This is a genomic window from Pseudomonas sp. NFACC05-1, from assembly GCF_900100135.1.
GTDB lineage: Bacteria > Pseudomonadota > Gammaproteobacteria > Pseudomonadales > Pseudomonadaceae > Aquipseudomonas > Aquipseudomonas fluorescens_Q.
Map to the genome: position 1 here is coordinate 324043 of NZ_FMTR01000002.1, position 25733 is coordinate 349775.

26 protein-coding genes and 1 riboswitch are annotated in these 25733 nt (G+C 60.6%); of the genes, 12 read left to right on the forward strand and 14 right to left on the reverse strand.

From position 1 onward, the window contains the following. Window positions 1–27 precede the first annotated feature (27 nt). Window positions 28–873 (reverse strand): methylenetetrahydrofolate reductase [NAD(P)H], encoded by an 846-nt coding sequence (gene metF / locus BLO97_RS05705; RefSeq protein WP_092345252.1) that lies wholly within the window; start codon window positions 871–873, stop codon window positions 28–30. A 167-nt stretch (window positions 874–1040) separates the two neighbouring features. Next, complete coding sequence (gene ahcY / locus BLO97_RS05710; RefSeq protein ID WP_063323991.1) at window positions 1041–2450, reverse strand: adenosylhomocysteinase; 1410 nt, start codon at window positions 2448–2450, stop codon at window positions 1041–1043. 23 nt (window positions 2451–2473) lie between these two features. Beyond that, window positions 2474–2581: riboswitch (S-adenosyl-L-homocysteine riboswitch) on the reverse strand. A 191-nt stretch (window positions 2582–2772) separates the two neighbouring features. Between ahcY and BLO97_RS05715 the strand changes: the two genes are divergently transcribed. Beyond that, window positions 2773–3174, forward strand: coding sequence for an acyl-CoA thioesterase (locus tag BLO97_RS05715; protein ID WP_003206420.1), 402 nt, complete (start codon window positions 2773–2775; stop codon window positions 3172–3174). An 87-nt stretch (window positions 3175–3261) separates the two neighbouring features. After that, window positions 3262–4143: a formate/nitrite transporter family protein gene (locus tag BLO97_RS05720; protein WP_092345254.1), complete on the forward strand. Its 882-nt coding sequence runs from the start codon at window positions 3262–3264 to the stop codon at window positions 4141–4143. Between the two features lie 39 nt (window positions 4144–4182). Here the strand turns inward: BLO97_RS05720 and BLO97_RS05725 are convergent, their stop codons facing one another. Beyond that, entirely contained in the window at window positions 4183–6249 is a 2067-nt protein-coding gene (locus BLO97_RS05725; RefSeq protein ID WP_256571635.1) for a patatin-like phospholipase family protein, read from the reverse strand. A 244-nt stretch (window positions 6250–6493) separates the two neighbouring features. Continuing rightward, window positions 6494–7654, reverse strand: a complete 1161-nt coding sequence (locus BLO97_RS05730) for an MFS transporter (protein ID WP_092221426.1) — start codon at window positions 7652–7654, stop codon at window positions 6494–6496. 194 nt (window positions 7655–7848) lie between these two features. Here BLO97_RS05730 and BLO97_RS05735 point away from each other — a divergent pair, with 194 nt between their 5' ends. Continuing rightward, entirely contained in the window at window positions 7849–8682 is an 834-nt protein-coding gene (locus BLO97_RS05735) for an EamA family transporter (RefSeq protein WP_063325210.1), read from the forward strand. A 52-nt stretch (window positions 8683–8734) separates the two neighbouring features. Then, window positions 8735–9118, forward strand: a complete 384-nt coding sequence (locus BLO97_RS05740; RefSeq protein ID WP_063323995.1) for an MAPEG family protein — start codon at window positions 8735–8737, stop codon at window positions 9116–9118. A gap of 81 nt (window positions 9119–9199) precedes the next feature. Here BLO97_RS05740 and BLO97_RS05745 read toward each other — a convergent pair whose 3' ends face one another. Further along, complete coding sequence (locus BLO97_RS05745) at window positions 9200–10387, reverse strand: murein transglycosylase A (protein ID WP_092345256.1); 1188 nt, start codon at window positions 10385–10387, stop codon at window positions 9200–9202. A gap of 125 nt (window positions 10388–10512) precedes the next feature. Here BLO97_RS05745 and BLO97_RS05750 point away from each other — a divergent pair, with 125 nt between their 5' ends. After that, the gene (locus BLO97_RS05750) at window positions 10513–10962 is read left to right on the forward strand and encodes a c-type cytochrome (protein WP_063323997.1); all 450 of its coding nucleotides are present in this window, start codon (window positions 10513–10515) and stop codon (window positions 10960–10962) included. Window positions 10963–11024: 62 nt separating this feature from the next. Here the strand turns inward: BLO97_RS05750 and BLO97_RS05755 are convergent, their stop codons facing one another. Together BLO97_RS05755 and ligB are read right to left on the reverse strand one after the other, a co-directional pair. Then, window positions 11025–11420: a DUF1090 domain-containing protein gene (locus BLO97_RS05755; protein WP_063323998.1), complete on the reverse strand. Its 396-nt coding sequence runs from the start codon at window positions 11418–11420 to the stop codon at window positions 11025–11027. A 90-nt stretch (window positions 11421–11510) separates the two neighbouring features. Continuing rightward, complete coding sequence (ligB, locus tag BLO97_RS05760) at window positions 11511–13184, reverse strand: NAD-dependent DNA ligase LigB (RefSeq protein WP_092345258.1); 1674 nt, start codon at window positions 13182–13184, stop codon at window positions 11511–11513. Between the two features lie 206 nt (window positions 13185–13390). Here ligB and BLO97_RS05765 point away from each other — a divergent pair, with 206 nt between their 5' ends. After that, complete coding sequence (locus BLO97_RS05765; protein WP_092221432.1) at window positions 13391–14011, forward strand: LysE family translocator; 621 nt, start codon at window positions 13391–13393, stop codon at window positions 14009–14011. Window positions 14012–14226: 215 nt separating this feature from the next. Here BLO97_RS05765 and metK read toward each other — a convergent pair whose 3' ends face one another. Genes metK through BLO97_RS30645 form a run of 3 tightly spaced genes read right to left on the reverse strand, consistent with a single transcriptional unit; the run spans window position 14227 to window position 16694 of the window. Beyond that, complete coding sequence (metK, locus tag BLO97_RS05770; RefSeq protein WP_003177547.1) at window positions 14227–15417, reverse strand: methionine adenosyltransferase; 1191 nt, start codon at window positions 15415–15417, stop codon at window positions 14227–14229. Window positions 15418–15436: 19 nt separating this feature from the next. Next, window positions 15437–16432: an ArsR/SmtB family transcription factor gene (locus BLO97_RS05775; protein ID WP_092150763.1), complete on the reverse strand. Its 996-nt coding sequence runs from the start codon at window positions 16430–16432 to the stop codon at window positions 15437–15439. 31 nt (window positions 16433–16463) lie between these two features. Next, complete coding sequence (locus tag BLO97_RS30645) at window positions 16464–16694, reverse strand: hypothetical protein (RefSeq protein ID WP_139197653.1); 231 nt, start codon at window positions 16692–16694, stop codon at window positions 16464–16466. Between the two features lie 30 nt (window positions 16695–16724). Here BLO97_RS30645 and tkt point away from each other — a divergent pair, with 30 nt between their 5' ends. From tkt to fba, 6 genes are all read left to right on the forward strand, one after another. After that, on the forward strand, window positions 16725–18722 hold the full coding sequence (gene tkt, locus BLO97_RS05780; RefSeq protein WP_092221434.1) for a transketolase: 1998 nt from the start codon (window positions 16725–16727) through the stop codon (window positions 18720–18722). Between the two features lie 147 nt (window positions 18723–18869). Further along, on the forward strand, window positions 18870–19925 hold the full coding sequence (gene epd / locus BLO97_RS05785; protein WP_092345260.1) for an erythrose-4-phosphate dehydrogenase: 1056 nt from the start codon (window positions 18870–18872) through the stop codon (window positions 19923–19925). 24 nt (window positions 19926–19949) lie between these two features. After that, window positions 19950–21113, forward strand: coding sequence for a phosphoglycerate kinase (locus BLO97_RS05790; protein WP_063324004.1), 1164 nt, complete (start codon window positions 19950–19952; stop codon window positions 21111–21113). 31 nt (window positions 21114–21144) lie between these two features. Beyond that, the gene (locus tag BLO97_RS05795) at window positions 21145–21369 is read left to right on the forward strand and encodes a YajG family lipoprotein (protein WP_092150766.1); all 225 of its coding nucleotides are present in this window, start codon (window positions 21145–21147) and stop codon (window positions 21367–21369) included. Between the two features lie 56 nt (window positions 21370–21425). After that, complete coding sequence (locus tag BLO97_RS05800; RefSeq protein WP_063324006.1) at window positions 21426–21758, forward strand: MliC family protein; 333 nt, start codon at window positions 21426–21428, stop codon at window positions 21756–21758. 161 nt (window positions 21759–21919) lie between these two features. Beyond that, a complete protein-coding gene (gene fba / locus BLO97_RS05805) occupies window positions 21920–22984 on the forward strand; it encodes a class II fructose-bisphosphate aldolase (RefSeq protein WP_003177554.1) in 1065 nt (354 codons plus the stop codon). 96 nt (window positions 22985–23080) lie between these two features. Here fba and BLO97_RS05810 read toward each other — a convergent pair whose 3' ends face one another. The 4 genes from BLO97_RS05810 to BLO97_RS05825 all read right to left on the reverse strand — a co-directional run bounded on the left by BLO97_RS05810 (window position 23081) and on the right by BLO97_RS05825 (window position 25545). Next, window positions 23081–23395, reverse strand: coding sequence for a type II toxin-antitoxin system RelE/ParE family toxin (locus BLO97_RS05810; RefSeq protein WP_092150769.1), 315 nt, complete (start codon window positions 23393–23395; stop codon window positions 23081–23083). Further along, on the reverse strand, window positions 23395–23673 hold the full coding sequence (locus tag BLO97_RS05815) for a ribbon-helix-helix domain-containing protein (protein ID WP_092345262.1): 279 nt from the start codon (window positions 23671–23673) through the stop codon (window positions 23395–23397). Before BLO97_RS05815 ends, BLO97_RS05810 begins: the two co-directional genes overlap by 1 nt. A gap of 179 nt (window positions 23674–23852) precedes the next feature. Continuing rightward, entirely contained in the window at window positions 23853–24137 is a 285-nt protein-coding gene (locus BLO97_RS05820; RefSeq protein ID WP_092345264.1) for a fructose-bisphosphate aldolase, read from the reverse strand. A gap of 739 nt (window positions 24138–24876) precedes the next feature. Continuing rightward, the gene (locus BLO97_RS05825; RefSeq protein WP_092345266.1) at window positions 24877–25545 is read right to left on the reverse strand and encodes a polysaccharide lyase family 7 protein; all 669 of its coding nucleotides are present in this window, start codon (window positions 25543–25545) and stop codon (window positions 24877–24879) included. Between the last annotated feature and the right edge of the window lie 188 nt (window positions 25546–25733).

The following is a 25733-nucleotide window of genomic DNA, read 5'->3' on the forward strand; positions in this document are numbered from 1 at the left end:
GGGCCTTTTGTACCACGGTATTGGCTGTTAACGCGGCAGCTTGAGGTTGTTCCATACCGCCAGGCTGGCTTCGGCCTGGTTCAGGGTATAGAAGTGCAGCCCCGGGGCTCCACCTTGCAACAATCGCTCGCACATTTGCGTGATGACTTCCTCGCCGAAGCTTTGGATGCTCGACGTGTCGTCACCATAAGCTTCCAGTTGCTTGCGGATCCAGCGTGGGATTTCTGCACCGCAGGCGTCGGAGAAGCGCGCCAGCTTGCTGTAGTTGGTGATCGGCATGATCCCCGGTACCACAGGAATGTCGACGCCCAACTTGCGTATGCGCTCGACGAAGTAGAAATAACTGTCGGCGTTGAAGAAGTACTGGGTGATCGCGCTGTTGGCGCCAGCATTGGCCTTGCGGACGAAGTTGCGCAAATCGTCTTCGAAATTGCGCGCCTGGGGGTGCATTTCCGGGTATGCCGCGACTTCGATATGGAAGTGCTCGCCAGTTTCTTCGCGAATGAACTCAACCAGGTCATTGGCGTGGCGCAGCTCGCCGCTGGCCATGCCCATGCCTGACGGCAGGTCGCCGCGCAGGGCAACGATGCGCTTGATGCCAGCGGCCTTGTACTGGGTCAGCAGCCTTCGCAGGTCGTCCTTGCTGTCACCCACGCAAGACAGGTGAGGGGCGGCCGGGACTTTGACTTCGCTTTCAAGTTGCAACACGGTGTTCAGGGTGCGGTCACGGGTCGAGCCGCCGGCGCCATAGGTGCAGGAGAAGAAGTCGGGGTTGTAGCTGGCCAACTGACGGGCAGTGGCGATCAGTTTTTCATGCCCAGCATCGGTCTTCGTCGGGAAGAACTCGAAGCTGTAGCGACGGTCTTGGGACATGGTCATATCCTTGGAAACTCGTAGGCCGGTGAAGCGCTCAGGCTTGTGTGGGAGCGAGCTTGCTCGCGATTGCCATCGCCTCGCTCCGGCAGTTGGGCCGAGGTGTCTGCATCGCGAGCAAGCTCGCTCCCACAAAGAGCCGGCTCCCCCTGGGGGAGCCGCGCCGATCAGTAGCGGTAAGCGTGCGGCTTGAACGGGCCTTCGACGGTCACGCCGATGTAGTCGGCCTGCTGCTTGGTCAGCTTGGTGACCACGCCGCCGAAACCGCGGACCATTTCCAGGGCCACTTCTTCGTCGAGTTTCTTGGGCAGTACTTCCACGGTCAGGCGCTCGGCTTTCTGGGCCGGCGACAGGTCGGCGTATTTCTGGCCGAACAGGAAGATCTGGGCCAGGACCTGGTTGGCGAACGAGCCGTCCATGATGCGGCTTGGGTGGCCGGTGGCGTTGCCCAGGTTAACCAGGCGGCCTTCAGCCAGCAGGATCAGGTAGTCGTCGTTCTGTGGGTCGAAGCTGCCGGTACCGGTGCGGTGAACCTTGTGCACCTGTGGCTTCACTTCTTCCCATGCCCAGTTCTTGCGCATGAAAGCGGTGTCGATTTCATTGTCGAAGTGACCGATGTTGCAGACCACGGCGCGCTTCTTCAGGGCCTTGAGCATGTTGGCATCGCAGACGTTGACGTTGCCGGTGGTGGTCACGATCAGGTCGATCTTGCCCAGCAGGGCCTTGTCGATGCTGGCTTCGGTGCCGTCGTTGATCCCGTCGATGAACGGCGAAACCAGCTCGAAACCGTCCATGCAGGCTTGCATGGCGCAGATCGGGTCGACTTCCGACACCTTGACGATCATGCCTTCCTGACGCAGGGACTGGGCCGAACCCTTGCCCACGTCACCGTAGCCGATCACCAGCGCCTGCTTGCCCGACAACAGGTGATCGGTGCCGCGCTTGATGGCGTCGTTGAGGCTGTGACGGCAGCCGTACTTGTTGTCGTTCTTGCTCTTGGTCACCGAGTCGTTGACGTTGATGGCCGGGATCTTCAGTTCGCCCTTGGCCAGCATGTCCAACAGGCGGTGTACGCCGGTGGTGGTCTCTTCGGTCACGCCGTGGACGTTTTCCAGCACGGCCGGGTACTTCTTGTGCAGCAGCTCGGTCAGGTCGCCGCCGTCGTCGAGGATCATGTTGGTGTCCCACGGCTGGCCATCCTTGAGGATGGTCTGCTCCAGGCACCACTCGTACTCTTGCTCGGTCTCGCCTTTCCAGGCGAATACCGGGATACCGGCGGCAGCGATGGCGGCAGCGGCCTGGTCCTGGGTCGAGAAGATGTTGCAGGACGACCAACGCACTTCGGCACCCAGGGCAACCAGGGTTTCGATCAGCACGGCGGTCTGGATGGTCATATGGATGCAGCCGAGGATTTTTGCGCCCTTCAATGGCTGTTCGCCAGAATACTTGCGGCGCAGGCCCATCAGGGCTGGCATTTCGGATTCGGCGATGATGATTTCGCGACGGCCCCAGGCAGCCAGGGACATGTCGGCGACTTTGTAGTCGGTAAAATCGGCAGGCGTGATAACAGCGCTCATGAAGAGTCTCCATTCGTAATGTATGCGAATGGGCGCCGTTGTGCGTTTAGTGTCCGTGCGGGGAGCCCCCGTACAAACAACGCCCCATCCGAGCCTGACAGGTCGAGCCTGCTGCAGCGCCCCTCGGACAGGTGGCGGGAACGGTCCAACGGGTGGACCGGGTAAAGCGGTGGCGATTATAACGGGCTAATCGGATCTTCCAAAAGGGTTTCTGTCGGCAAATCGAAATTGCCGATGATCGTCATAGGGCCCGCGACGTAGAGCCGGGCAGCCTGGTCTGCCATGATGCAGGCATTCATCGGCCAGACACTCAGGAGTGATCATGAATTTCCACACCCGCAAATGGGTCAAGCCCGAAGACCTCAACCCCAACGGCACGCTGTTCGGCGGCAGCCTGTTGCGCTGGATCGACGAGGAGGCGGCGATCTACGCCATCGTCCAGCTGGGTAACCAGCGCGTGGTCACCAAGTACATCTCGGAAATCAATTTCGTCAGCGCTTCGCGCCAGGGCGACATCATCGAGCTGGGCATCACCGCCACCGAGTTTGGCCGTACTTCCATTACCCTGACCTGCGAGGTGCGCAACAAAATCACCCGCAAGAGCATCCTGACCGTGGAGAAGATGGTCTTCGTCAACCTCGGCGAAGACGGCTTGCCGGCGCCTCACGGGCGGACCGAGATCAAGTACGTCAAGGATCAGTTCAAGGATGCTGTCGTCGAGTGAGATCGATAGCGGTTTCAGGCCCAGGTGACTGAACAGCTCCGAACGCCGCGTGTCGTAGGTACATCACGCCACCGGTTCAGGAGCTGTATGGACACCCATGAAGAAGGCAAGACCCCTGACCTCTCGGCCCAGGAGCAACACGAAGTCGACCGCAACCAACCGCCACGGGCCGCGGTGCTGCATGAAATCATCCGCACCCAGGGCAATCAGGAATTGGAGCGCAGTATCGCCGCGCTCTGGTGGTCAGCCCTGGCGGCTGGGTTGACCATGGGCCTGTCGCTGATGGCGATGGGCTTGCTCAACTCCCGGTTGCCGGACCACGAAGGCTTCAAGGTGATCGCCAGTTTCGGTTACTGCGCCGGCTTTCTCGCGGTGATCCTCGCCCGCCAGCAGCTGTTCACCGAAAACACCCTGACCGCCGTGCTGCCGATCATGAGCAAACCCACCCTGGGCAACTTCGGTCGGCTGTTGCGGCTCTGGGGCGTGGTGCTGGTGGGCAACCTGTGTGGCACCTTGCTGGTGGCCTACGTGATGCTACACCTGCCGATTTTCGACCCGCGCACCGACCAGGCCTTCCTGGAGATCGGCCGCAAGGTCATGGAGAACGACACTGGCCAGATGTTCGCCAAGGGCATCATTTCCGGCTGGATGATCGCCACCATGGTCTGGATGATCCCATCCATGGAAAGCGCCAAGATGTGGATCATCACTCTGATTACTTACCTGATGGCGCTGGGGGATTTCACCCACATCGTCGTCGGCTCGGCCGAGGTGTCGTATCTGGTCTTCGCCGGGCAGTTGTCGTGGGAGGACTTCTGGATGGTGTTCGCCGGGCCGACGTTGGCGGGGAATATCATCGGTGGCAGCTTTATTTTTGCGCTGATCAGCCATGCGCAGATTCGTAGTGAAGTAGGACCACCCAAAGGCAAGCCGTTAGATCCGGTAAAACAGCGCAACGACTCGGAATGAACGGGAGCCTGATCGCGGGCTCCCGGCGTGAATGGGCCGTCAGTGGATCAATCTTTCGCGCAGATCATTGATGGTGGTTGATTTAGGGTTGGACAATCCCGTAGAGCGCGACTTGTAGTTGTGGATGACCCGCAGGAGTACGTTGTTGAACGCGTATTTGTTTTGTACATCCTTTAGATCGTGAATGGCGCGGCTTAACAGTGTGATGTTCGAGCCAGGCTGGCCGCCGCGAAAGAGCGAGCGGTACAGCACGTGTTGCACGACGTTAGCGGCACGGGTGGCGATGTCCCGTCTATTCATTTCCTCGACGGCCTGGCGGATCACCTGGGGGGTATGAGCGGATGCACGGATTTCCCTGCGAGCCGCGGCCTGCAGGTGCTGGATGAGGTCCTGATCATTTCCGAGGTTCAGTTTCTCTACGGCTCGGCGAGCTGCGTCAGAAGCTTCGCGATCCCAACGAACAGCAGCCTGAAGCAAGTACATGAAATCCGGATCGTTGTCGTGAGTGATGCGTTTCGCCAGCCACTCCACCTTGTCGGGAGTATCCGCCACGACGTCGAGGTTCAGAATGGCGTTGCGTAGCTCCGGGGTCGGCTCAAGGCCGGAGGGCTTGATCGCGACTTTCAGTTCCGACAGTGCTGTCAGCGCAGCCTGCCTGAAGGCTTTCACCTCGGCATAGGTTTCGTTGCCTTCCAACTGCGCACCTAACTGGATGAACAGCTTGTCATTCAATGCCAGCAGGGCGGCGTCGTGCGAAGGGAAGTGATGGGTTTTTCGTGCGGCGCCACGCTTGTCCAAATGTTTCAAGGTCACCTTGCGCAACTCTTCCTGAAGATAGTCCTTGCTCTCCTCTGATATGTTGAAGGCGAGTGTTCCATCTACTATTCCGCGGCGATCGCCTTCCTCGGTGTTCAGTGGCACGGTGACGGTCTGCTCCTCGAAATCTTCCATTCGTTTGGCATCGTGGGCAGAGCTCGCCGCATGAGGGGCTCCAAGGAACCAGTCGGCAAAGGCCGATAGACCTGTGCCGTGCGTGCTTTCCTTGGCGGGTACCGACTCGAATACGAGAATCAACGACTCCTCATCCGGTATCGCGCTCATGCTGGTCACGGGGTCGCCGAGTCCGTGGATCGGTGTGTTGCGCAGGATACCGCCATCGGCAAATGCCGTGACCTCATCGATGCCTTCATCGCTGCCTTCCTCCTTCCTTTCTTGGAACGGCAGCCCTTGCTCGGTCGGTTTGCTGAATACGATCGGCAGCGCTGCGGAGATATGCGCAGCCTTGGCGATGTCCATGTCGGGGGTCAGCTCCGCACTGAAAACCACCAGTTGCGCGCCTTCCTTGAACATGGCGGTGCCGGTGATCTCCAGGGCCTTGATCTCCTTGACCTCCTTGCTCAGGATCTCCAGGTCGCGGAAGGTGACGTAATTGCGCGTCTGCACATCGGCAATAGCCTTTTGCGCTAACTCGGTAAGCCCTGTCCTGTTTTTACACAACGCCACGAACGCCGCACAGGATTCTTCCCTGATCAGCTTTTCCAGCTCCGTACCTTTGGTACCCAGGCGTGGCAATAGATTGCAAAGCAGTTGCACCATGGGGAGGGCTTTCATGTTCTCGCCCATCCGCGACCACTCTCTCTGCTCGGCTTTAACGTCAGCCTTATCACTGTCGAGCAATTGAATAAGGGAAATTTTGTCAGAGATCCGGTCGAAGCCCTTATGGTTCATTCCGCTGGCCAGCAGAGCGGCCGATAAGCCCCCTGCGGAGGATCCTGAAATCGTATGGATAGACTTCATGATACCCATGGCTTCGAGTGCCTCGATGGCGCCGGAGAAGGCGGCTCCCTTGACGCCACCCCCACTCATGGCCAATCGACCGATAGGGGGGCGACCAATAATGAGTACGACACCATCGTCATGTTCGACGATGGTTATCGACTGTTCAGTCGCGCCGCGTACCAGTACGCGTGGGTTTTTCAGGTCCGCAAGTACGTTGTCCTCGCAATCGAAGTCGCGACCGTCATATACATTGTCGACGACTTCTGGCGATGTCTGGATGGGCTTCTGACCGGTAGGGAAAGAAAGGACGATCGGGGATATGGGCATTCAGGTTCGTTCCTTGTACCTAGGGCGGAGGCGCGAACTGTAAACAAAACCTGAAGGCAGATTGCGTCATTACTCAATTGGAAAAACATCAGCCGTCCGCGAACGGCGCTCGCATGTTTTCGAAGCGAGCGCTCTGGAATGGGCTTTTTGGCGGGCAGGTAAAACAGCCCGCACGGATCTGGGTTGAGGCCCTACTGAACGTGTCGCCCATTCATCGAGGTGCTGGGGCAAATTTCCTACACGCTCAGACAGCGATTGCCGCCAAGCGTCGTTGTCGATGAATAAAGAACAAAGCCGTCAATACCGTGAGGCCGCCGACAGCGGCCCCCGTCCACGGCAAGTCCGCCAGGTCAGCCCCACTGGCCACCACCAACCCACCGATCCATGCCCCGGCCGCGTTGCCGAGGTTGAAGGCGCTCTGGTTCAAGGTCGATCCGAGGTTCGGCGCCTCAAAGGCCTGGTCGATGATCAGCAATTGCAGGATCGGGCACAGGGCGAAGGCGAAGATGCCCCACAACACCAGGGTGATCGCTGCCGGAATCACCGACTGGCTGGTCTGGCTGAACGCGGCGAGCACCAGCACCACGGCCAGGGCCATGCCTACCAGCGAGGGCAGCAGGCGGCGGTCGGCCAGGCGTCCGCCGAGGAAGCTGCCCGCCGTCAGGCCGACCCCGAACAACAGCAGCATGACGGTGATGCCATGGGGGCTGACGCCGGTAATGTCCTGCAGGATCGGCGCGATGTAGGTGAATACGCTGAACAGGCTGGTGGAGGCCAGCACGCTCATGCCCAGGGCCAGCAATACGTTGGCCTTGCCCAGGACCTTGAATTCGCTGGCCAGGTTGGCTTTGTCCATGGGGATGTCCTTGGGCAGCCAGACCCATTGGGCAATGGCGGCGATCACCCCGATCACCGACACCGCCCAGAAGGTCGAGCGCCAGCCGGCGTATTGGCCCAAGGCTGTGCCCAGCGGTACGCCCAGCACATTGGCCAGGGTCAGGCCGGTGAACATCATCGCAATCGCCTGGGCCCGTTTGTTCGGCGCCACCAACCCGGCCGCCACCACCGAACCGATGCCAAAGAAGGCGCCGTGACACAGCGCGGTGATGACCCGGGCGGCCATCAGCGTGGCGTAGTTCGGCGCCAGGGCGCAGAGCACGTTGCCGAGGATGAACATCAGGGTCATGCCCAGCAGCGTGGCCTTGCGTGGCATGTTGGCGGTGCCGATGGCCAGGATCGGCGCACCGAACACCACGCCCAGGGCGTAGCCAGTGATCAGCAGCCCGGCCTGGGGAATGCTCACGGCCAGGTCACGGGCGACATCGGGCAACAGGCCCATGATGACGAATTCAGTCGTGCCGATGCCGAAAGCGGCGACGGCCAAAGCAAGCAAGGCGAGTGGCATGCGCAGGGTCTCTGTCTGTAGTCTTGACGCTCTGATCAGGCATACGCATGCCGGCGTCCTGGTTCGAACGAACAGGACAGCAGCAGAATTATTGGAATAGGCTTATGCGCAACTGAGTGCGGCGTGGTCGCTAGCAGTATAAACGGCTGCCGATGGATGGCGAATCAATTCTCTGAATGGCTAAGGAGCGTGCCGTGCTTGCAACGGCCTTGGTGTTGGTAGCGGCGCTGTTGCATGCGGCATGGAATACGCTGATCAAGTTCAGCGGCGAGCGTTTGCTGGTGGTGGCTTGCATGGACAGCGTTGCGTTGCTGTTCGTCGCCTTGGCCCTGGGCTTCGTGGCACTGCCGCCGTTGGCGATATGGCCGTGGATCCTGGCTTCGGCGGCGTTCGAGCTGCTGTATCGCTATTTGCTGATCCAGGCGTATCGGGTCGGCGACCTGGGGTTGGTCTATCCGCTGATGCGCGGCCTGTCGCCGCTGGTGGTGCTGGCCCTGACTTTCATCTTTGCCGGTGAAGCGCTGACGACCCAGCAAATCTTCGGCATCCTGCTGATCCCGTTCGGCATGCTCTGCCTGTTATGGCAGGGCGGTGGCGGGGCGCGGTTGCCCTGGTCGATGCTGCCGGTGGTGGCGCTGATCGGCCTGTGCATCGGTTGCTACACCTTCATTGACGGCCATGCCTTGCGACGCTGGTCCCATCCGCTGGATTACCTGGTCTGGGTCACGCTGCTCAGCGCCTGGCCATTCCCGTTGCTGGCGTTGGTGGGCAAGCGGCCGGCGTTCATGCGGTTCTGGCGTGAGCAGTGGCGGCTGGGGTTGGCGGTCGGATTCTGCGTGTTATTCAGCTACGCTCTGGTGCTGTGGGCCATGCAGCTGGGGTCGATTGCCGAAGCGGCGGCCCTGCGGGAGATCAGCGTGATCCTGGTGGTGCTGTTCGGCATGCGTTACTTGAAAGAACCTTTTGGTTTGCCGCGGCTCTTAGCCTGCGGGCTGGTGTTGGTTGGCATGCTGGTGATGAAGTTCTGACCGGCGCCCGAACTCGCGATTTTCTATAAAACTCAAAGAAGGAACTGCGTCAATGACGGTTGCCCTGTGGTGTATTTTGATTGCCTTTCTCCTGCCTTACCTGTGCGTCGCCATTGCCAAGATTGGTGGAAGATACAGGCTGGCAGATAACCACGACCCTCGGGACTTTCTGGACACACTCGAAGGCGCTCCCCGGCGGGCATACGCGGCGCAACTGAACAGCTTTGAAATCAGCCCTTTTTTTGCCGCCGCCGTGATCGTCGCGCACCTGGCCGGCAATGCCGAGCTGGTGACCATCAATGTGCTGGCGGTGCTGTTCATCACCAGTCGCCTGCTCTACATCATTTGCTATCTGGCTGACTGGGCGATTCTGCGTTCGCTGGTGTGGTTCGTGGGGGTGGGGTTGGTGTTGAGTTTCTTCTTCGTTTCGGTCTGAACCTGGCGGCGGAATCCCGGGGTCGGTGCTGGCGCCATCGCGAGCAAGCTCGCGATGGGGTCGACACAGTCAGCCCATTCCCTAGGGATTGGCGGTAACCGCATTCGCCACCTGTGGCACTTGCGGCAACGCCATGCCCTTGGGCCAGAACATCCAGATCTGCCCCTGTTGCTTCATGTCCCCGGCCAGTTGTCCGGCCGCCTCGCCTGTGCCCCAGAACAAGTCCGCCCGCACTTCGCCGGCAATTGCACCGCCAGTGTCCTGGGCGGCGACGGGCCGGTTCAATGTGCTGCCGTCGGGTCGGGTGGTGGATAGCCAGAGCAGGCTGCCCAGCGGAATTACCTTGCGGTCCACCGCCACGCTGTAGCCGGCTGTCAGCGGTACATTCAGCGAGCCTCGCGGTCCTTCGTTGCTGTCGGGGTTACGGTTGAAGAACACGTAGCTGGGGTTGCTGCCCAGCAATTCGGGAATACGGTTCGGATGGGCCTTGGCCCAGGCACTGATGGCGCCCATGGTCACGTCTTCTTTCTTCAGCTCGCCCTGTTCAACCAGCCAGCGCCCGATGGGACGGTAAGGGTGGCCGTTCTGGTCGGCATAACCGATGCGCAGCTGGCGGCCATCGGCGAGTCGAATGCGTCCCGAACCCTGGATTTGCAGGAATTGCAGGTTCATGGGGTCGGTCAGCCAGGCGATGATCGGTGCCTTGACTCCGTTGGTTTCGATGGTGGCCGCGTCGTCGTATGGCTTGAGCACGCGGCCTTCGAGGCGGCCACGCAGGCGTTTGCCCTTGAGTTCAGGGTAAATGCTGTCCAGCGACACAATGATCATGTCCTCCGGCACACCGTAGACAGGGATATTCGCCGTGGCGGTCTGGGTGAGGCTGCCGGGGTAGACCGGCTCGTAGTAGCCGGTAATCAGGCCATTGGGGCTGTTGTCCCCCGAGCGCAGGCCATAGACGTCCAGTTTCTGTTTCAGGAAATTGCGTACATCCTGTGCGGTTTGCGGCACATTGGCCGCCGCCGCGCAGGTCGGCCCCCAGTTCGCATCGGCCTTGAGCCGGGTGCAAGCGCTGCGCCAGGAGCCGAACCCGGCCAGCAGGTCTTCATCGGACACCGCCGGCAAGGCCTCCCACGGTACGCTGACATAGGTGGCGAGGGCGTGGGTCTGAGGTTCTTCGACCTTTTCGCCGCGATTACAACCGGCCAACAGTGCGATCAGCGGTAGGGCCAGTGCCAGGCCTTTGTGCCAGGTCTTGATGCGGCTGTTCATGAAGATTTCCTTTGCAGTCATTCGAACGCTGCCAGGCGCTCGTACAACCCGTATTGTTGATAAGGCCATTGGTCTTTACCGATGACCCGAGGATACTAACCGCCGTTTCCTGCCCCGAGGCCAAGATGTTTGTAAAACGATTTTCCATGGCAGTGCTGGCTTGCCTGATGTTGTCCGCCTGTGGCGGCGTCGATCCCAATTCTCCCCTTGGCCAGCGCAAGGCGATCTTCAAGCAGATGCTCAAGACCAACGAAGAATTGGGCGGCATGTTGCGTGGCCGGGTCCCGTTCGATGGCCCACGATTTGCCGAAGGCGCGGCGCAACTGGATCAACTCTCCCATGAGCCGTGGAAACATTTCCCGCAAGTGCGCGAGCAAGACCACACCAGCGCCCGGGATGAAGTCTGGCAAAAGCAGGCGCGTTTCCAGGAAATGGCCCGCCACCTTGAAGCCGCCACCGGTGAATTGGTGACCGCCAGCAACGTTCAACCCTACAAGGCCAGTTACTTGGGGCCGGCGGTGCAAAAGGTCGAGGATGCGTGCAGCGCCTGCCATAAAGAGTTTCGCGATCATTGAATGAAAGCAGCTGCGAGCTTCAAGCTTCAAGCGGCAAGCTCAAAGCTCCACACTTGCAACTGCTACTGATCCAACTCATCCACCGCTTCCTGCAGTTCCTTGCGGGAGGCTGCCAGCTTGTCCTTGCGTTTGTTGATCCGCTCGGCGTCGCCTTTCTTCATGGCCTTTTCCAGGTCGGCCTGACGCCGACTGACCTCGTGCTTGGCATCGAGCACCTTGTTTTCACGCTCCTTGCGCAAGGACGCATCGGTGCAATGGCTGGTGACTTCGTCCAGCGCAGTTTCCAGGCCTGCCTGCTGGTCCTGGTTGCCACGGGACTTGGCCAGTTCGATCTGGTTGATGATGCCCTGGCGCTTGGCCGCGCAACCGGTGAGCTCCGGGGTTTGCTCGTCCGCCATCAAGGGGGCGGCCATGGCACTGCATAAGACCAGCAGGGCAACGGGGGACAGGAAATTCATAGCAACTCCGTAAAAAATCTCGAGCGGTCGGTACAGATGCGCTGTTGGAACGCATGCTTGCCCCTTGGGTTCAACCGCACAGGGCCCGGATTAAAAACCGTCGACCCCGGCAGTGCGTAATACGTCACTCAAGGCCTGTACCTGCGGGTCGCGAAAAAATGCGCTCAGTTGCGCGGCGCGTCCCGGTCCGATACCGGCCTCGGCTTGCCATTGTTCGGTGCTGCGCTCGACCAGCACCTGCCACGGCCCTTCCAGCCGGGCCTCACCAGCGGGCGGCAGGCCCAGGGCCTTGAGCCATTGCGCGAAAGGGCGTTGCCGGGCGCTGTGCAGGCTGGCGAGCAGGCGGGTGCTGCTGTGTTCGCCGAAGCCGGCAATATTAGCAAGCTCGGCGGCATCGAGGGTCATCCAATCCAGCAATCCGTCGAGTCGTCCGGCGGCCAGCAACTTTTCCCAGGTGCCCGGGCCGACGTGGGGCAGGGCAAGCCCTTGTTTGCCACTGAGCCAGCCCAGTCGTGCGAGGAACTGGCTTTCACAGCCGGCTGTCGGTTGCCAGCAACTCAAGAAGTGATAGTCGGTTTGCGCAGGGACGTTGAGGTCCTGCCGCTCGGCGCTGCGCAGCACGACGCTGTCGAGTCGTGGGATGGTCAGCCCGGCCAGGCTGATAGCGACCCGGTCGCCGGGACGAATGTCCATTTCCTTCCAGCGCTTGAGGGAACTGACGCTTACCCGGCGAATCCACCGGTCGTCGAGCCGGATACGTTCAAGCTCCAGTACGGGCGTGATGCGTCCGGTACGACCGACCTTGAAGTGCACCTTGCGCACTTCGGCCAGCGCCTGGGCATACGGGTATTTCCAGGCCACGCTCCAGAACGGCGCCCTGGCCTGCCAGCGGTCGGCGGGTGGGCGGCGGCTCTGGTGCAGGACGATCCCGTCGCTGGCGAATGGCAGCGGTGTGCGGTACCAATGGTCGCGCCAGTGCTCGGCATCGGCCAGAACCTGGATAGGCTGGTTGTAATGGAGCGTATCAGCGAAGCCCAGTTCATTCAGCGCGGCCATCCGTTCCGGCAGGGTGGCCGGCCCTTCAGGCCAGTCCCAGACAAACAGGCCAATGTCCGCCGCCTCCTGCGCCGTCATGTTCGTGCGCGCCATCAGGCCTGCCACGGTCCCCCGGGCGTTGAGGCTGCCGCTGCTGGCCTGGACGTGGGTGAGCAAGCGCCAATACAACTCGCCTTGGACGACCAGGTCCAGAGGCTGGCGCAGCCGTTGTGGGATGGCGCCGATCTTGCGCGCATTCGGGGTCCAGTCGTGCCCTTGCACGCCATCGCCGCGGCTGATTGCCTGATGCAGGCGACCCTTGCGATAGACCAGGGTTACCGCCACGCCATCGACTTTCGGTTGTGCCCAGACGTCCTTGCGACCCCGCAACCAAGCCCCCACGGCGTCGGCGTCCTTAAGCTTTTCCAGGCCGGTGTGGACCACGGGGTGCGGTATCTTCCCGCCCGCTGAGCGCAGCGGATCGTCGGGCGCTGCGAGGTTGAAGCAGTGGCGCCATTGGCCCAACTCTATGCGGGATTGATCATACAGTTCATCGGCCACCAGCGATTGGCCGAGGCGGTGATAGCTGTCGTCCCAGGTGTCGATTTGCTGCTGCCGCGCGGCGATCTCGGCCTGGGCGCGTTCAGTGGGCCAATCGGGGCAGGGCGCGGCGAGCGCAGGAATGGCAATGAAGACAAGACAGGCGAGTGCATACAAAAACGGTGGCATCGAAGCATCCTTGCTTGGTTGAGTACTGAAGGCTAGCCACCGTCCCGGAAGTTGCGAGGCCCGGAGCGTTACCGGATTTTGCGGGGCCTGGTGGCAAAATCGCGGCGGTACAGTGCGAGGCGATTTAGTCGCGCAACTGTGCCTTGTCCTCGTCAACGGCCGGCGCAGAATGGACTTTCGATTCGCCGCTGCCTGGAATGCTCCCGATGGAACTGTCGACGCTCGCTGTTTTCATCCCGGCCTGCTTTGCGCTGAACATGGCGCCGGGGCCGAACAACCTGCTGTCCATCAGCAACGCCTCGCGTTATGGCTTCGTCCGGGCGTGCAGTGGCGGCATTGGTCGATTGCTGGCATTTGCGATCATGATCGCCCTGGCAGCGGTGGGGCTTACCGCCGTGCTGCACACCTCGGAGTTGCTGTTCCTGGGGATCAAGCTCGTCGGTGCCGGTTACCTGTTCTATTTGGCGGTGCAATTGTGGCGGGCCCAGCCCGAGGCCGGCAGCGAAACCGTGGTTGCGTCGATGAGCCGGGCCGGCCTGGCGCGCCAGGAGTTCCTGGTGGCGATCGGCAATCCGAAGGCGATCCTGTTGTTTACCGCGTTCCTGCCGCAATTCGTCGACCGTGCGGGCACCGTCACCCAACAATTCGCCGTGCTGGGTGGTTTGTTCCTGGCACTGGAGTGCATCGCCATCGGCTTGTATTGCTACATGGGCATTTACGCGCGACGGCTATTCGCCCGGCCCAGTGGCAAGCGCCTGTTCAATCGGATGTGTGCGGGGCTGCTGGCCAGTGCGGCTTCGTTTTTGTTGGTGGCACGCAGGACCTAACTTCACTGAGGGTCCCCTGTGGCGAGGGAGCTTGCTCCCGCTGGGTTGCGAAGCAACCCCAACTAACCACCCAGGCAACCCAATACTCCTGAGGGTTGCAGGGGGGCGCTTCGCACCCCAGCGGGAGCAAGCTCCCTCGCCACAGGGTTATCTTTTGGCACAAAAAAAGCCCCTGGCGACCCAGTCGCCAGGGGCTTTTTCTTTACACGCCGGTATTACAGGCCGGCAGCGGCGCGCAGGGCGTCGGCGCGGTCGGTTTTTTCCCAGGTGAACGTGGTGAAGGTATCGTCACCCACGGTCTTGGTCTGCGGCGTACGACCGAAGTGGCCATAGGCGGCAGTGTCCTGGTACATCGGGTGCAGCAGGTCGAGCATGGTGGTGATGGCGTATGGACGCAGGTCGAACACTTCACGGACCAGGTTGATGATCTTGTCATCACCGATCTTGCCGGTGCCGAAGGTATTCAGCGAGATCGACGTAGGCTGGGCCACGCCAATGGCGTAGGACACCTGGATCTCGCAGCGCTCGGCCAGGCCGGCGGCGACGATGTTCTTGGCTACATAACGGCCGGCGTAGGCCGCCGAGCGGTCAACCTTCGATGGGTCCTTGCCGGAGAACGCGCCGCCGCCGTGACGGGCCATGCCGCCGTAGCTGTCGACGATGATCTTGCGACCGGTCAGGCCGCAGTCGCCCACCGGGCCGCCGATGATGAACTGGCCAGTCGGGTTGATGTGGAACTGGGTGTCCTTGGACAGCAACTCGGCAGGCAGCACGTGCTTGACGATCAGCTCCATCACGCCTTCGCGCAGGTCTTTGTAGGACACGTCAGGGTTGTGCTGGGTCGACAGGACCACGGCGTCGATACCGACCACTTTGCCGCCTTCGTAACGGCAGGTCACCTGGGACTTGGCGTCCGGGCGCAGCCAAGGCAGCAGGCCGGATTTGCGGGCCTCGGCCTGACGCTGGACCAACTGGTGTGAGAAAGTGATCGGGGCCGGCATCAGCACGTCGGTCTCGTTGCTGGCGTAGCCGAACATCAGGCCCTGGTCGCCGGCGCCCTGGTCTTCAGGCTTGGCCCGATCAACGCCTTGGTTGATGTCGGGAGACTGCTTGCCAATGATGTTCATCACGCCACAGGTCGCGCCGTCGAAGCCGACGTCGGAGCTGTTGTAGCCAATGCCGAGGATCACGTCGCGGACGATCTGTTCCAGGTCGACCCAGGCCGAAGTGGTGACTTCGCCGGCGATGATCGCCACGCCCGTTTTCACCAGAGTCTCGCACGCCACGCGGGCGAACTTGTCTTCAGCAATGATGGCGTCCAGCACCGCATCAGAAATCTGGTCGGCGATTTTGTCCGGATGCCCTTCAGACACGGACTCGGAGGTGAAAAGGGAGTATTCGCTCATCTCGATGTTTTCCTACAAGTTACCGTTGGTGAGTGTCGCCAGTCGGCCGCTGAAAGTGGCGAACCTGGATCTGGAAACCATTGCGTAAGCCTACATAGAGGCTTTCCCCGGGCACGAGGCCCGCAGCGGTGGCCCAGCGGGCCAGGTCGTCCTGTTCGAATCCGAGCCAGAGATCGCCACAGGCCTCCCTGGCCCAGCTCTGGTTGTGACTGCATAACTCCGTCACCAGCAGGCTGCCGCCCGGTTGCAGCAGGCCGGCCATGTGCCTGAGTGCATCGGCCGGCGCGGCGAAATGATGCAGCACCATGTTCAATACCACGCAATCGGCCTGCAAGCTCATGCCATCCAATGCATCGGCCAGTTGCAGGCTGACATTAGCCAGGGCCTCGCGTTCACACACCTGGCGCGCCAGTTCAAGCATGGCCGGGCTGTTGTCCAGCGCCGTCACCTGGCTGAAACGCTGCGCCAGTTCCGGCAGGAAAGCACCATCACCGGGGCCGACTTCGATCGCCGTGGCCGTGGCTTCGAAGCTTAGTTTGTCGAGCAGTGCCACGACGCTTTCGCGGTATTGCGGCAGACCGGCGATCAGGTCTTGCTGGGCGCGAAATTTCTCGGCGACCCGGGCGAAAAAGTCCTGGCTGGCGGCGGCCCGTTGCCCGTGTACCTGGGCGATGCGAGCCTGCACGTCCGTCGGCAGGTTCAGCGTGTCCACTTCGTCCAGCAGCGCGGCGTGCAGCTTGCCGCCCAGCAGGTCGGTGTGGGGCAGGGCGCGGCGATAGAAAATGGCGTTGCCTTCCCGGCGGGTCGCCACCAGGTCCGCCTGGGCCAAGACCTTGAGGTGGTGGCTCATGCCGGACTGGCCGATGCCGAAGATCTGCGCCAGTTCCAGCACGCCGAACGAGTCGTTGGCCAGGGCGCGCAATACATTGAGCCGCAACGGATCGCCGCCGGCCTTGCAAAGGGCCGCCAGCTCATCGCAGTCGTCATGGCGAATGGAAGGCGCAGGTAAGTTCATAGTGCGGCAGTCTGTTTCATAGTGGGGCAGTCTAGTGAGGGGTTTGGATCACCGCAAGTTCAATATCAAAAAGTTTTGATATTGCTGGATAAATGGCACTTCCCAGCCTGTGCTTGACTCTACAAGCCATCAGCGGAAAGGTTTCACCTGGTGAATGCGACTTTATCTGCCGGAAAAACGCCCAAGGATGACTATCTGTCATTGCCCCGGGGCGGGTGGGTGAGGGAAAATGCTCGCCTTTTTTCAGTTCCATTTTATTCATTCTCGATTCAATACCCGCAGGAGAACAGCGATGCCCAGCCGTCGTGAGCGTGCCAATGCCATTCGTGCCCTCAGCATGGATGCCGTGCAGAAAGCCAACAGCGGCCATCCCGGTGCCCCCATGGGTATGGCGGATATCGCCGAGGTGCTTTGGCGCGACTACCTCAAGCACAGCCCGAGCAACCCAGCCTTCGCCGACCGTGACCGTTTCGTACTGTCCAACGGTCACGGCTCGATGTTGATCTACTCGCTGCTGCACTTGACCGGCTACGACCTGTCGATCGATGACCTGAAAAACTTCCGTCAACTGCACAGCCGCACCCCGGGCCACCCGGAATACGGCTACACCCCAGGCGTGGAAACCACCACCGGTCCATTGGGCCAGGGCTTGGCCAACGCCGTGGGTTTTGCATTGGCAGAAAAAGTCCTGGCGGCGCAATTCAACCGTCCCGGCCATAACGTCGTCGATCACCACACCTACGTATTCCTGGGTGATGGCTGCATGATGGAAGGCATTTCCCACGAAGTCGCCTCCCTGGCCGGCACCCTGGGCCTGGACAAGCTGATTGCTTTCTACGACGACAACGGCATCTCCATCGACGGCGAAGTCGAAGGCTGGTTCACCGACGACACCCCCAAGCGCTTCGAAGCCTACAACTGGCTGGTGATCCGCAACGTCGACGGCCACGACCCGGAAGAGATCAAGACCGCCATCGAGACGGCCCGCAAAAGCGCCCAGCCGACCCTGATCTGCTGCAAGACCACCATCGGTTTCGGCTCGCCGAACAAGCAAGGCAAGGAAGACTGCCACGGCGCGCCATTGGGTGCCGAGGAAATCGCCCTGACCCGTGCCGCGTTGAAGTGGAACCATGGCCCGTTCGAAATCCCGGCCGACATTTACGCCGAATGGGATGCCAAGGAAAAAGGTCGCGCGGTCGAAGCCGAATGGGATCAGCGTTTCGCCGCGTATTCCGCCGAATTCCCTGAACTGGCCAATGAACTGGTGCGTCGCCTCAGCGGCGAGCTGCCGGCCGACTTCGCCGAAAAAGCCTCGGCGTACATCGCTGAAGTCGCCGCCAAGGGCGAAACCATCGCCAGCCGCAAGGCCAGCCAGAACACCCTGAACGCCTTCGGCCCGTTGCTGCCGGAACTGCTGGGCGGTTCGGCCGACCTGGCCGGTTCCAACCTGACCCTGTGGAAAGGCTGCAAAGGCGTCAGCGCTGAAGATGCCAGCGGCAACTACATGTACTACGGCGTTCGCGAGTTCGGCATGAGCGCGATCATGAACGGCGTGGCGCTGCACGGCGGCCTGGTGCCTTACGGCGCGACCTTCCTGATGTTCATGGAATACGCCCGCAACGCCGTGCGCATGTCGGCGCTGATGAAAAAACGCGTCCTGTATGTGTTCACTCACGACTCCATCGGCCTGGGTGAAGACGGCCCGACTCACCAGCCGATCGAGCAACTGGCGAGCCTGCGTTGCACGCCGAACCTGGATACCTGGCGCCCATGCGATGCCGTGGAATCGGCGGTGGCCTGGAAATACGCGATCGAGCGTAACGACGGCCCGTCGGCGCTGATCTTCTCCCGCCAGAACCTGCAGCACCAGAACCGTGATGCCGACCAGATCGGCGACATCGCTCGTGGCGGCTATGTGCTCAAGGACTGCATCGGCGAGCCTGAGCTGATCCTGATCGCCACCGGTTCCGAAGTCGGCCTGGCCGTCCAGGCCTACGACAAGCTGACCGGGCAGGGCCGCAACGTGCGCGTGGTGTCCATGCCTTGCACCAGTGTGTTCGATGCCCAGGATGCCGGCTACAAGCAAGCGGTGTTGCCGCTGCAGGTCAGTGCACGGATCGCCATCGAGGCTGCCCATGCCGATTACTGGTACAAATACGTGGGCCTGGAAGGTCGCGTGATTGGCATGACCACTTACGGCGAATCGGCGCCTGCGCCAGCGCTGTTCGAGGAATTCGGTTTTACCCTGGAAAACATCCTGGGTCAGGCTGAAGAGTTGCTGGAAGACTGATCCGCAAACAGGTTGTCTGTTCTGCCGCCATCGCGAGCAAGCTCGCTCCCACAAGGATTTTCACCGATCCTGTGGGAGCGAGCTTGCTCGCGATAGCGGTGGCTCAGACGAACTGCCTCAATGGATTCAACTAGGTCAGAGAACCCCATGCCCCAACCGCGTCCCTACAAAGTTGCACTCAACGGCTACGGCCGGATTGGTCGTTGCGTCTTGCGTGCGTTGTTCGAGCGAGGGGCCAAGGCCGGGTTCGAGATTGTGGCCATCAACGATCTGGCCGACATGGCCAGCATCGAATACCTGACACGCTTTGACTCCACCCACGGCCGGTTTCCCGGCGAAGTGCGGGTCGAGGGCGATTGTCTGCATATTAACGGCGACTGCGTGAAGGTCTTGCGCAGTGCCACCCCCGAAGGCATCGATTGGGCGTCCCTGGATGTCGATCTGGTGCTCGAATGCTCCGGTGCCTACCACACCCGCGAAGACGGCCAGCGTTTTCTCGCTGCCGGCGCGCCACGGGTGTTGTTCTCCCAGCCGATGGCCAGCGAAACGGACGTGGACGCGACCATTGTCTACGGCGTGAACCAGGATTGCCTGACCGGCGACGAACTGCTGGTGTCCAACGCGTCCTGCACCACCAACTGCGGCGTGCCGCTGTTGCGCCTGCTGGACCAGGCCATTGGCCTGGAATACGTGTCGATCACCACCATTCACTCGGCGATGAACGACCAGCCGGTGATCGACGCCTACCACCATGAGGACTTGCGCCGCACCCGTTCGGCATTCCAATCGGTGATTCCGGTGTCCACTGGTCTGGCGCGCGGCATTGAACGGCTGCTGCCGGAACTTGCGGGGCGAATTCAGGCCAAAGCCGTGCGGGTGCCGACGGTCAACGTGTCCTGCCTCGACATTACGATGCAGACCGTGAGCGATACCGACGCCACCGAGGTCAACCGGATCCTGCGCGAAGCCGCCACCAGCGGTCCGCTCAAAGGCCTTCTGGCCTACACCGAGTTGCCTCATGCCAGTTGTGATTTTAACCATGACCCGCATTCGGCCATCGTCGATGCCAGCCAGACCCGTGTTTCCGGGCCTCGGCTTGTGAACATCCTGGCCTGGTTCGACAACGAATGGGGGTTTGCCAACCGAATGCTGGATGTTGCCGAGCATTACCTGCAAACCGCTTCAAAAAAACCTGCTCTCTAAACAGTTACCCAGGAATTGCGACCCATGACCGTGTTGAAGATGTCCGACCTCGATCTGCAAGGTAAGCGCGTACTGATCCGCGAAGACCTCAACGTCCCCGTCAAGGACGGTGTTGTCACCAGCGACGCGCGTATCCTGGCTTCGCTGCCGACCATCAAGCTGGCCCTGGAAAAAGGCGCGGCCGTGATGGTCTGCTCCCACCTGGGCCGTCCGACCGAAGGTGAGTTCTCGGCGGAAAACAGCCTCAAGCCTGTGGCCGATTACCTGAGCCGTGCCCTGGGCCGCGATGTGCCATTGGTTGCTGACTACCTGGGCGGCGTGGACGTGAAGGCCGGCGATGTCGTGCTGTTCGAAAACGTGCGCTTCAACAAGGGCGAGAAAAAGAACGCCGACGAACTGGCCCAGCAGTACGCCGCCCTTTGCGACGTGTTCGTGATGGACGCCTTTGGCACCGCCCACCGCGCCGAGGGTTCGACCCACGGCGTGGCGAAGTTCGCCAAAGTCGCCGCAGCAGGTCCGTTGCTGGCTGCTGAACTGGACGCACTGGGCAAGGCCCTGGGCTCCCCGGCCCAGCCGATGGCCGCCATCGTTGCCGGCTCCAAGGTCTCCACCAAGCTGGACGTGCTCAACAGCCTGAGCCAGGTCTGCAACCAGTTGATCGTCGGTGGCGGCATCGCCAACACCTTCCTCGCCGCTGCGGGTCACCCGGTCGGCAAATCCCTGTACGAACCGGACCTGCTGGACACCGCTCGGGAAATCGCCGCCAAGGTCAGCGTACCGTTGCCTGTGGACGTGGTCGTGGCCAAGGAATTCGCAGAAAGCGCCACCGCCACCGTCAAGCTGATCGATGACGTAGCCGAGGACGACATGATCCTCGACATCGGCCCGCAAACCGCAGCCAACTTCGCCGAACTGCTGAAGTCTTCCAAAACCATCCTGTGGAACGGCCCGGTCGGCGTGTTCGAGTTCGACCAGTTCGGCAATGGCACCAAGGTGCTGGCCCAGGCTATCGCCGACAGCGCTGCGTTCTCCATCGCAGGTGGCGGCGACACCCTGGCGGCCATCGACAAATATGGCGTGGCCGAGCAGATCTCCTACATTTCTACGGGCGGCGGCGCATTCCTCGAGTTCGTCGAAGGCAAAGTGTTGCCAGCCGTGGAAGTCCTGGAAAGCCGGGCCAAGGCCTGAAGCTGCGTTGACCAGGCAAAGGAGTGTTCTGATGGTCAAGACGATCCCGTTGCTGTTGGCGGCGACGATGCTGGTGGCCTGCTCAAGCGGCCCGCAGGCTACGGCCCCGCAACCCGGCACGCCGGCGCCTGAAGATGGCTGTTACCAGGCCGACTGGCAGGCCGAGACCAACCCGGTGCTGAACAAGCGTTCCGGGCCGGACGGCCTGGACAAATACGAGACGCAAACCCCGACCAAGGAACATGGCTGTCCTTGACGGGTCTGACTCTTAACTCATGGCTGGCGGCGTGTGCCGTCAGTCGAGGAACACGGATGAAAGGCTTGATCGCCGTCGTGGCGTTGGTATTGCTGGGCGGTTGTGCGCAGTTGGACTTTTTACACTCGTCCGAACCTGTTGAAGGTTGGACGACCTGGACCTGTGACAGCGAGGCCAAAGTGCTCTGGCGCTACACCGATACCGCCCACAAGGAAGTCGATGTACGCCTGGGCGGCGCCGATAAGGTTTATCGCCTCAAGCTTGAACCGGGTGCTGAAGGTTCACTGTACAGCGATGACATGCTGGCGTTTCACGTCAAGGGTGAGGAAGGCCTGGTGTATTGGGTCGCCACCAATGACTTGATTGGGCGGGGTTGCAAGGCCAATTGATCCACGGAGACCCAATGTGGGAGCGGGCCTCTTAGTTTTGAGATTTTGTTTCACCGAACACGCAGGCCGGGGCCGACCCCCGATCCGCAATGACTTGAATAGCCGCCGCCGCTCCGGCAGGCTGGCACGATTAACGACCCTCGACCGGGAGAGACACACTAATGGCACTTATCAGCATGCGTCAGATGCTGGACCACGCAGCCGAGTTCGGCTACGGCGTTCCAGCCTTTAACGTCAACAACCTTGAGCAGATGCGCGCCATCATGGAAGCCGCTGACAAGACTGACTCTCCGGTGATCGTCCAGGCTTCGGCCGGCGCCCGTAAATATGCCGGTGCGCCATTCCTGCGTCACCTGATCCTGGCGGCGATCGAAGAGTTCCCGCACATCCCGGTGTGCATGCACCAGGACCACGGCACCAGCCCTGACGTCTGCCAGCGCTCCATCCAGCTGGGCTTCAGCTCGGTGATGATGGACGGCTCCCTGGGCGAAGACGGCAAGACCCCGACCGATTACGAATACAACGTGCGCGTCACCCAGCAAACCGTGGCCATGGCCCACGCTTGCGGCGTTTCCGTGGAAGGCGAACTGGGTTGCCTGGGCTCGCTGGAAACCGGCATGGCCGGTGAAGAAGACGGCATCGGTGCCGAAGGCGTGCTGGACCACAGCCAGATGCTGACCGACCCGGAAGAGGCTGCGGACTTCGTCAAGAAGACCCAGGTCGACGCCTTGGCCATCGCCATCGGCACCAGCCACGGCGCCTACAAGTTCACCAAGCCACCTACCGGCGACGTACTGGCCATCGACCGCATCAAGGAAATCCACAAGCGCATCCCCAACACTCACCTGGTGATGCACGGTTCGTCCTCGGTACCGCAGGAGTGGCTGGCGATCATCAACCAGTACGGCGGCGACATCAAAGAAACCTACGGCGTGCCGGTTGAAGAAATCGTCGAAGGCATCAAGTACGGCGTGCGCAAGGTCAACATCGACACCGACCTGCGCCTGGCCTCTACCGGTGCCATGCGTCGTTTGATGGCGACCAACCCGAGCGAGTTTGATCCACGTAAGTTCTTCGGCGCTACTGTGACGGCCATGCGTGATGTGTGCATTGCGCGTTATGAGGCGTTTGGGACGGCGGGTAATGCTTCGAAGATCAAGCCGATTTCGTTGGAAGCGATGTATCAGCGGTATTTGAAGGGTGAGTTGAACGCTAAGGTCAACTGAGTTTCAGGTGTCAGAAAAAACCCGCAGTGATGCGGGTTTTTTTGTTTTGTATTTGTGTGTAAATCCCCTTTGACCCTACACAGAATCTACTGCACGTTAATCGTCCAGTTCACATTGCAAAGCGACTTCAAAGTCCTGCCCCCCATAAAAAACGCCCAAGATGGAAACCTGCTCGGCATCAACGACAAAGGCAATCACGGTCCGCTTGCGGTAGTTTGTGATACGCAGCCCAGGGCGTATGTCGTCCCTCTGGTTGCCTCGGTGCGGGAACGTCCGTAGTTCTTCGCAATAGGTCACGATGGCGTTGGTATACCGCTGCGCGGTTTCTGGCGAAGACGCCGTGGCAATGTAGCTATATAGCGCAGCTAACTGCTCAAGGGCTTCCGGGACAAAATCAACGCTATACGCCATTACGATTTGATAGTGGCATTCTGGTGCTCCGCCGCCAATCGGGAGCGCACTTCATCGACGCTCAGCGCGCGTGAGGGGTCAGCTTTCAATGCATCATAAGCGGGGGCTACTTGGCCTACGAGCCAGTTTTCCAAAGCGCGATCACGGGCCAGCAGCGCCCGGAGGCCATCACGAATGACTTCGCTTTCAGTGGCGTATTCACCGGCAGCAACCTTGGCTTTCACCACGTCGGCCATCTGCTTAGGCAGAGTTATGCTGAGCTGTTGAGTGCTACGCATGATGGGCTTCCTGAATAAGATAGGATTTAATCCTACTCTGCTCTGGAGAATATGCACATGACTTCCTGAGTCAGCGATGACTGTAGGCGGACGATAGGCGAGCCCGCTCGCGTTAATAGTGCGTCAGCCAACAGCTCTTCCTGCTGCGCCAACAGTATCGCGACTCCTCCCGCAGGTTTTTACTGTCCTTCGAGCCCTCGCTGTTCAATCACCCCAAAAACATCCGCCACATCTTGGACCATGATCCGGGCGATGTTGGTGATGGTGTTGATGTCGGTCTCGGCTGAATCGCGCAGTGTGGTGCAGGCCATGAGTGTCAGGTAGTCGAGGGTGGCGTGCAGGCGTTCGCTGGCGCAGGCGTGGAGTTCGGTCAGTGGGGCTGTTTTATCAATGAATAGGACGGGGTGGGTGGTGGCGGTTGGGGTGAGCGGGATGAAGTTGCTGGATGATTGATTTGTCGACATAAGGTTGAAGTCCTCGAAGAAAAAGAAATGCCATGTATTCCTCGATAGGGCTGCGAAACCCTCCGCTAACCAAAGCCAGCAGGTGAACCGAACTATAGAAGAGGATTTTTGAGGCAACAACCGACCTGTAGGACGCCCACAACCTCTGTGACGAGGGAGCTTGCTCTCGCTCGGTGGCGCAGCCGCCGTAAATCCTGGGTATGGGGCTGGTCTGACGAAAAGAGGGGGCTGCTTTGCAGCCCAGCGGGGATAAATCCCCTCGTCACAAAAGGGGAGATTCCTACGAGATTTTCAGAAGGCCAGGGGAGCGATCAAAATCTCCGGCCATCCCACCAATCCTGGTCGGCTGTCAGGCCGCCATCGCGAGCAAGCTCGCTCCCACAATTGGAGCGGAGTACGACAAGGAGACAGGCCGGCTATAAGGCCGCCTCGGGCATGCTTTTGATCTGGGGCGCCCCGTTAAACCACGCTGGCCGAACGCAGGCATTGCGCAGTGGGCATCCCGGCATGGATGCCGGGATAGCTGCGCTGGGCCATGGATGGCCCTTCGCAGCGGGCCCACGGAGCAATGCCGGAGTGAGGGCACACCGAGCCTAGGCGAGGTGCCGAGTGGTGGGGCAAGAGCGTTTTGCTTACTTTTGCGCTTCTCAAAAGTGAGACGCCGTAAGGGCGGAACCATAAGCCGCCGTTACCGCAGCAATGGATATACACACGGTACCTCTCTATCGAAAGCACCCGATCAAGTGTTGTGATCGATATCCAACTTACTGAACGTCACTTTCCCACCCTCGCTGGTATACCCACTGTTGTCCTGCACATACACGCCAGCCTTGAAGTACAACGGCTTGACCCGCCACGTAGAACTGATGGTGGTGTACCAACTACGACCCGCCGCAGTAATACCCAAGTCGCCGGTTCGATCAAGGTGAAGCCGGTAACTGAAGGACTGAGAAAGCTTCACGCCGCTGGCCACGGTGATAACCCGACCCTCGTCGTCATCGGGGCGCATGCGCACTTTGGCGACGATGTTGCCGGTCTTGCTGTCGTCCTTGTACTGGTATTCCAGCTTCACCATGGGTTTGCTGCTGTCCTTGGCATGAATCTGCCCGATCACGATCTTGCCGGTGCTGGGTACCTGGTTGACCACCAGGGTCGCACTCAATTTATTGTCGGCAGCGGGATACAGCCAGTTGCGCAAGGTGCCGTCTTTATAGGTCTCTCGTAATTCGCTGCGCGGGTAGATCGCATTTTCAGTCTTGGTGCCGGTCACCGGTGACCAGAAATACACCGTGGTGCCTTCGGAATTGAAGTATTTATCTTGGAAACCATCCAACAGCCGAGGCGTTTCAATGGTTTTCGGCGGGCTGCCCTCGGGGATGCTCAAGTTCCAGGTTGCAAGATCGACCATGTTCGGATCCTTTCTGTACATAAGAAATGATTTACGCCACAGCCGAAGGCTCTAGGACGCGCTTTCACTGACGCCAGGAGGAAGCGGGAGCTCGCGTTTTTCACGGGGGCCCGGCGGAGGGTTGGCGTCAGCAGACCGTCAGAGTGACGTTTGCCGCTTTGGTGCCCGAGACAGACGACCGTTAGTCG

Bases quoted from the DNA above. Each gene is read 5' to 3' on its own strand.
- metF (WP_092345252.1), bottom strand. From the start codon at position 873: ATGTCCCAAGACCGTCGCTACAGCTTCGAGTTCTTCCCGACGAAGACC.
- ahcY (WP_063323991.1), bottom strand. From the start codon at position 2,450: ATGAGCGCTGTTATCACGCCTGCCGATTTTACCGACTACAAAGTCGCC.
- BLO97_RS05715 (WP_003206420.1), top strand. From the start codon at position 2,773: ATGAATTTCCACACCCGCAAATGGGTCAAGCCCGAAGACCTCAACCCC.
- BLO97_RS05720 (WP_092345254.1), top strand. From the start codon at position 3,262: ATGGACACCCATGAAGAAGGCAAGACCCCTGACCTCTCGGCCCAGGAG.
- BLO97_RS05725 (WP_256571635.1), bottom strand. From the start codon at position 6,249: ATGCCCATATCCCCGATCGTCCTTTCTTTCCCTACCGGTCAGAAGCCC.
- BLO97_RS05730 (WP_092221426.1), bottom strand. From the start codon at position 7,654: ATGCCACTCGCCTTGCTTGCTTTGGCCGTCGCCGCTTTCGGCATCGGC.
- BLO97_RS05740 (WP_063323995.1), top strand. From the start codon at position 8,735: ATGACGGTTGCCCTGTGGTGTATTTTGATTGCCTTTCTCCTGCCTTAC.
- BLO97_RS05745 (WP_092345256.1), bottom strand. From the start codon at position 10,387: ATGAACAGCCGCATCAAGACCTGGCACAAAGGCCTGGCACTGGCCCTA.
- BLO97_RS05750 (WP_063323997.1), top strand. From the start codon at position 10,513: ATGTTTGTAAAACGATTTTCCATGGCAGTGCTGGCTTGCCTGATGTTG.
- BLO97_RS05755 (WP_063323998.1), bottom strand. From the start codon at position 11,420: ATGAATTTCCTGTCCCCCGTTGCCCTGCTGGTCTTATGCAGTGCCATG.
- ligB (WP_092345258.1), bottom strand. From the start codon at position 13,184: ATGCCACCGTTTTTGTATGCACTCGCCTGTCTTGTCTTCATTGCCATT.
- BLO97_RS05765 (WP_092221432.1), top strand. From the start codon at position 13,391: ATGGAACTGTCGACGCTCGCTGTTTTCATCCCGGCCTGCTTTGCGCTG.
- metK (WP_003177547.1), bottom strand. From the start codon at position 15,417: ATGAGCGAATACTCCCTTTTCACCTCCGAGTCCGTGTCTGAAGGGCAT.
- BLO97_RS05775 (WP_092150763.1), bottom strand. From the start codon at position 16,432: ATGAACTTACCTGCGCCTTCCATTCGCCATGACGACTGCGATGAGCTG.
- BLO97_RS30645 (WP_139197653.1), bottom strand. From the start codon at position 16,694: ATGAATAAAATGGAACTGAAAAAAGGCGAGCATTTTCCCTCACCCACC.
- tkt (WP_092221434.1), top strand. From the start codon at position 16,725: ATGCCCAGCCGTCGTGAGCGTGCCAATGCCATTCGTGCCCTCAGCATG.
- epd (WP_092345260.1), top strand. From the start codon at position 18,870: ATGCCCCAACCGCGTCCCTACAAAGTTGCACTCAACGGCTACGGCCGG.
- BLO97_RS05790 (WP_063324004.1), top strand. From the start codon at position 19,950: ATGACCGTGTTGAAGATGTCCGACCTCGATCTGCAAGGTAAGCGCGTA.
- BLO97_RS05795 (WP_092150766.1), top strand. From the start codon at position 21,145: ATGGTCAAGACGATCCCGTTGCTGTTGGCGGCGACGATGCTGGTGGCC.
- BLO97_RS05800 (WP_063324006.1), top strand. From the start codon at position 21,426: ATGAAAGGCTTGATCGCCGTCGTGGCGTTGGTATTGCTGGGCGGTTGT.
- fba (WP_003177554.1), top strand. From the start codon at position 21,920: ATGGCACTTATCAGCATGCGTCAGATGCTGGACCACGCAGCCGAGTTC.
- BLO97_RS05810 (WP_092150769.1), bottom strand. From the start codon at position 23,395: ATGGCGTATAGCGTTGATTTTGTCCCGGAAGCCCTTGAGCAGTTAGCT.
- BLO97_RS05815 (WP_092345262.1), bottom strand. From the start codon at position 23,673: ATGCGTAGCACTCAACAGCTCAGCATAACTCTGCCTAAGCAGATGGCC.
- BLO97_RS05820 (WP_092345264.1), bottom strand. From the start codon at position 24,137: ATGTCGACAAATCAATCATCCAGCAACTTCATCCCGCTCACCCCAACC.
- BLO97_RS05825 (WP_092345266.1), bottom strand. From the start codon at position 25,545: ATGGTCGATCTTGCAACCTGGAACTTGAGCATCCCCGAGGGCAGCCCG.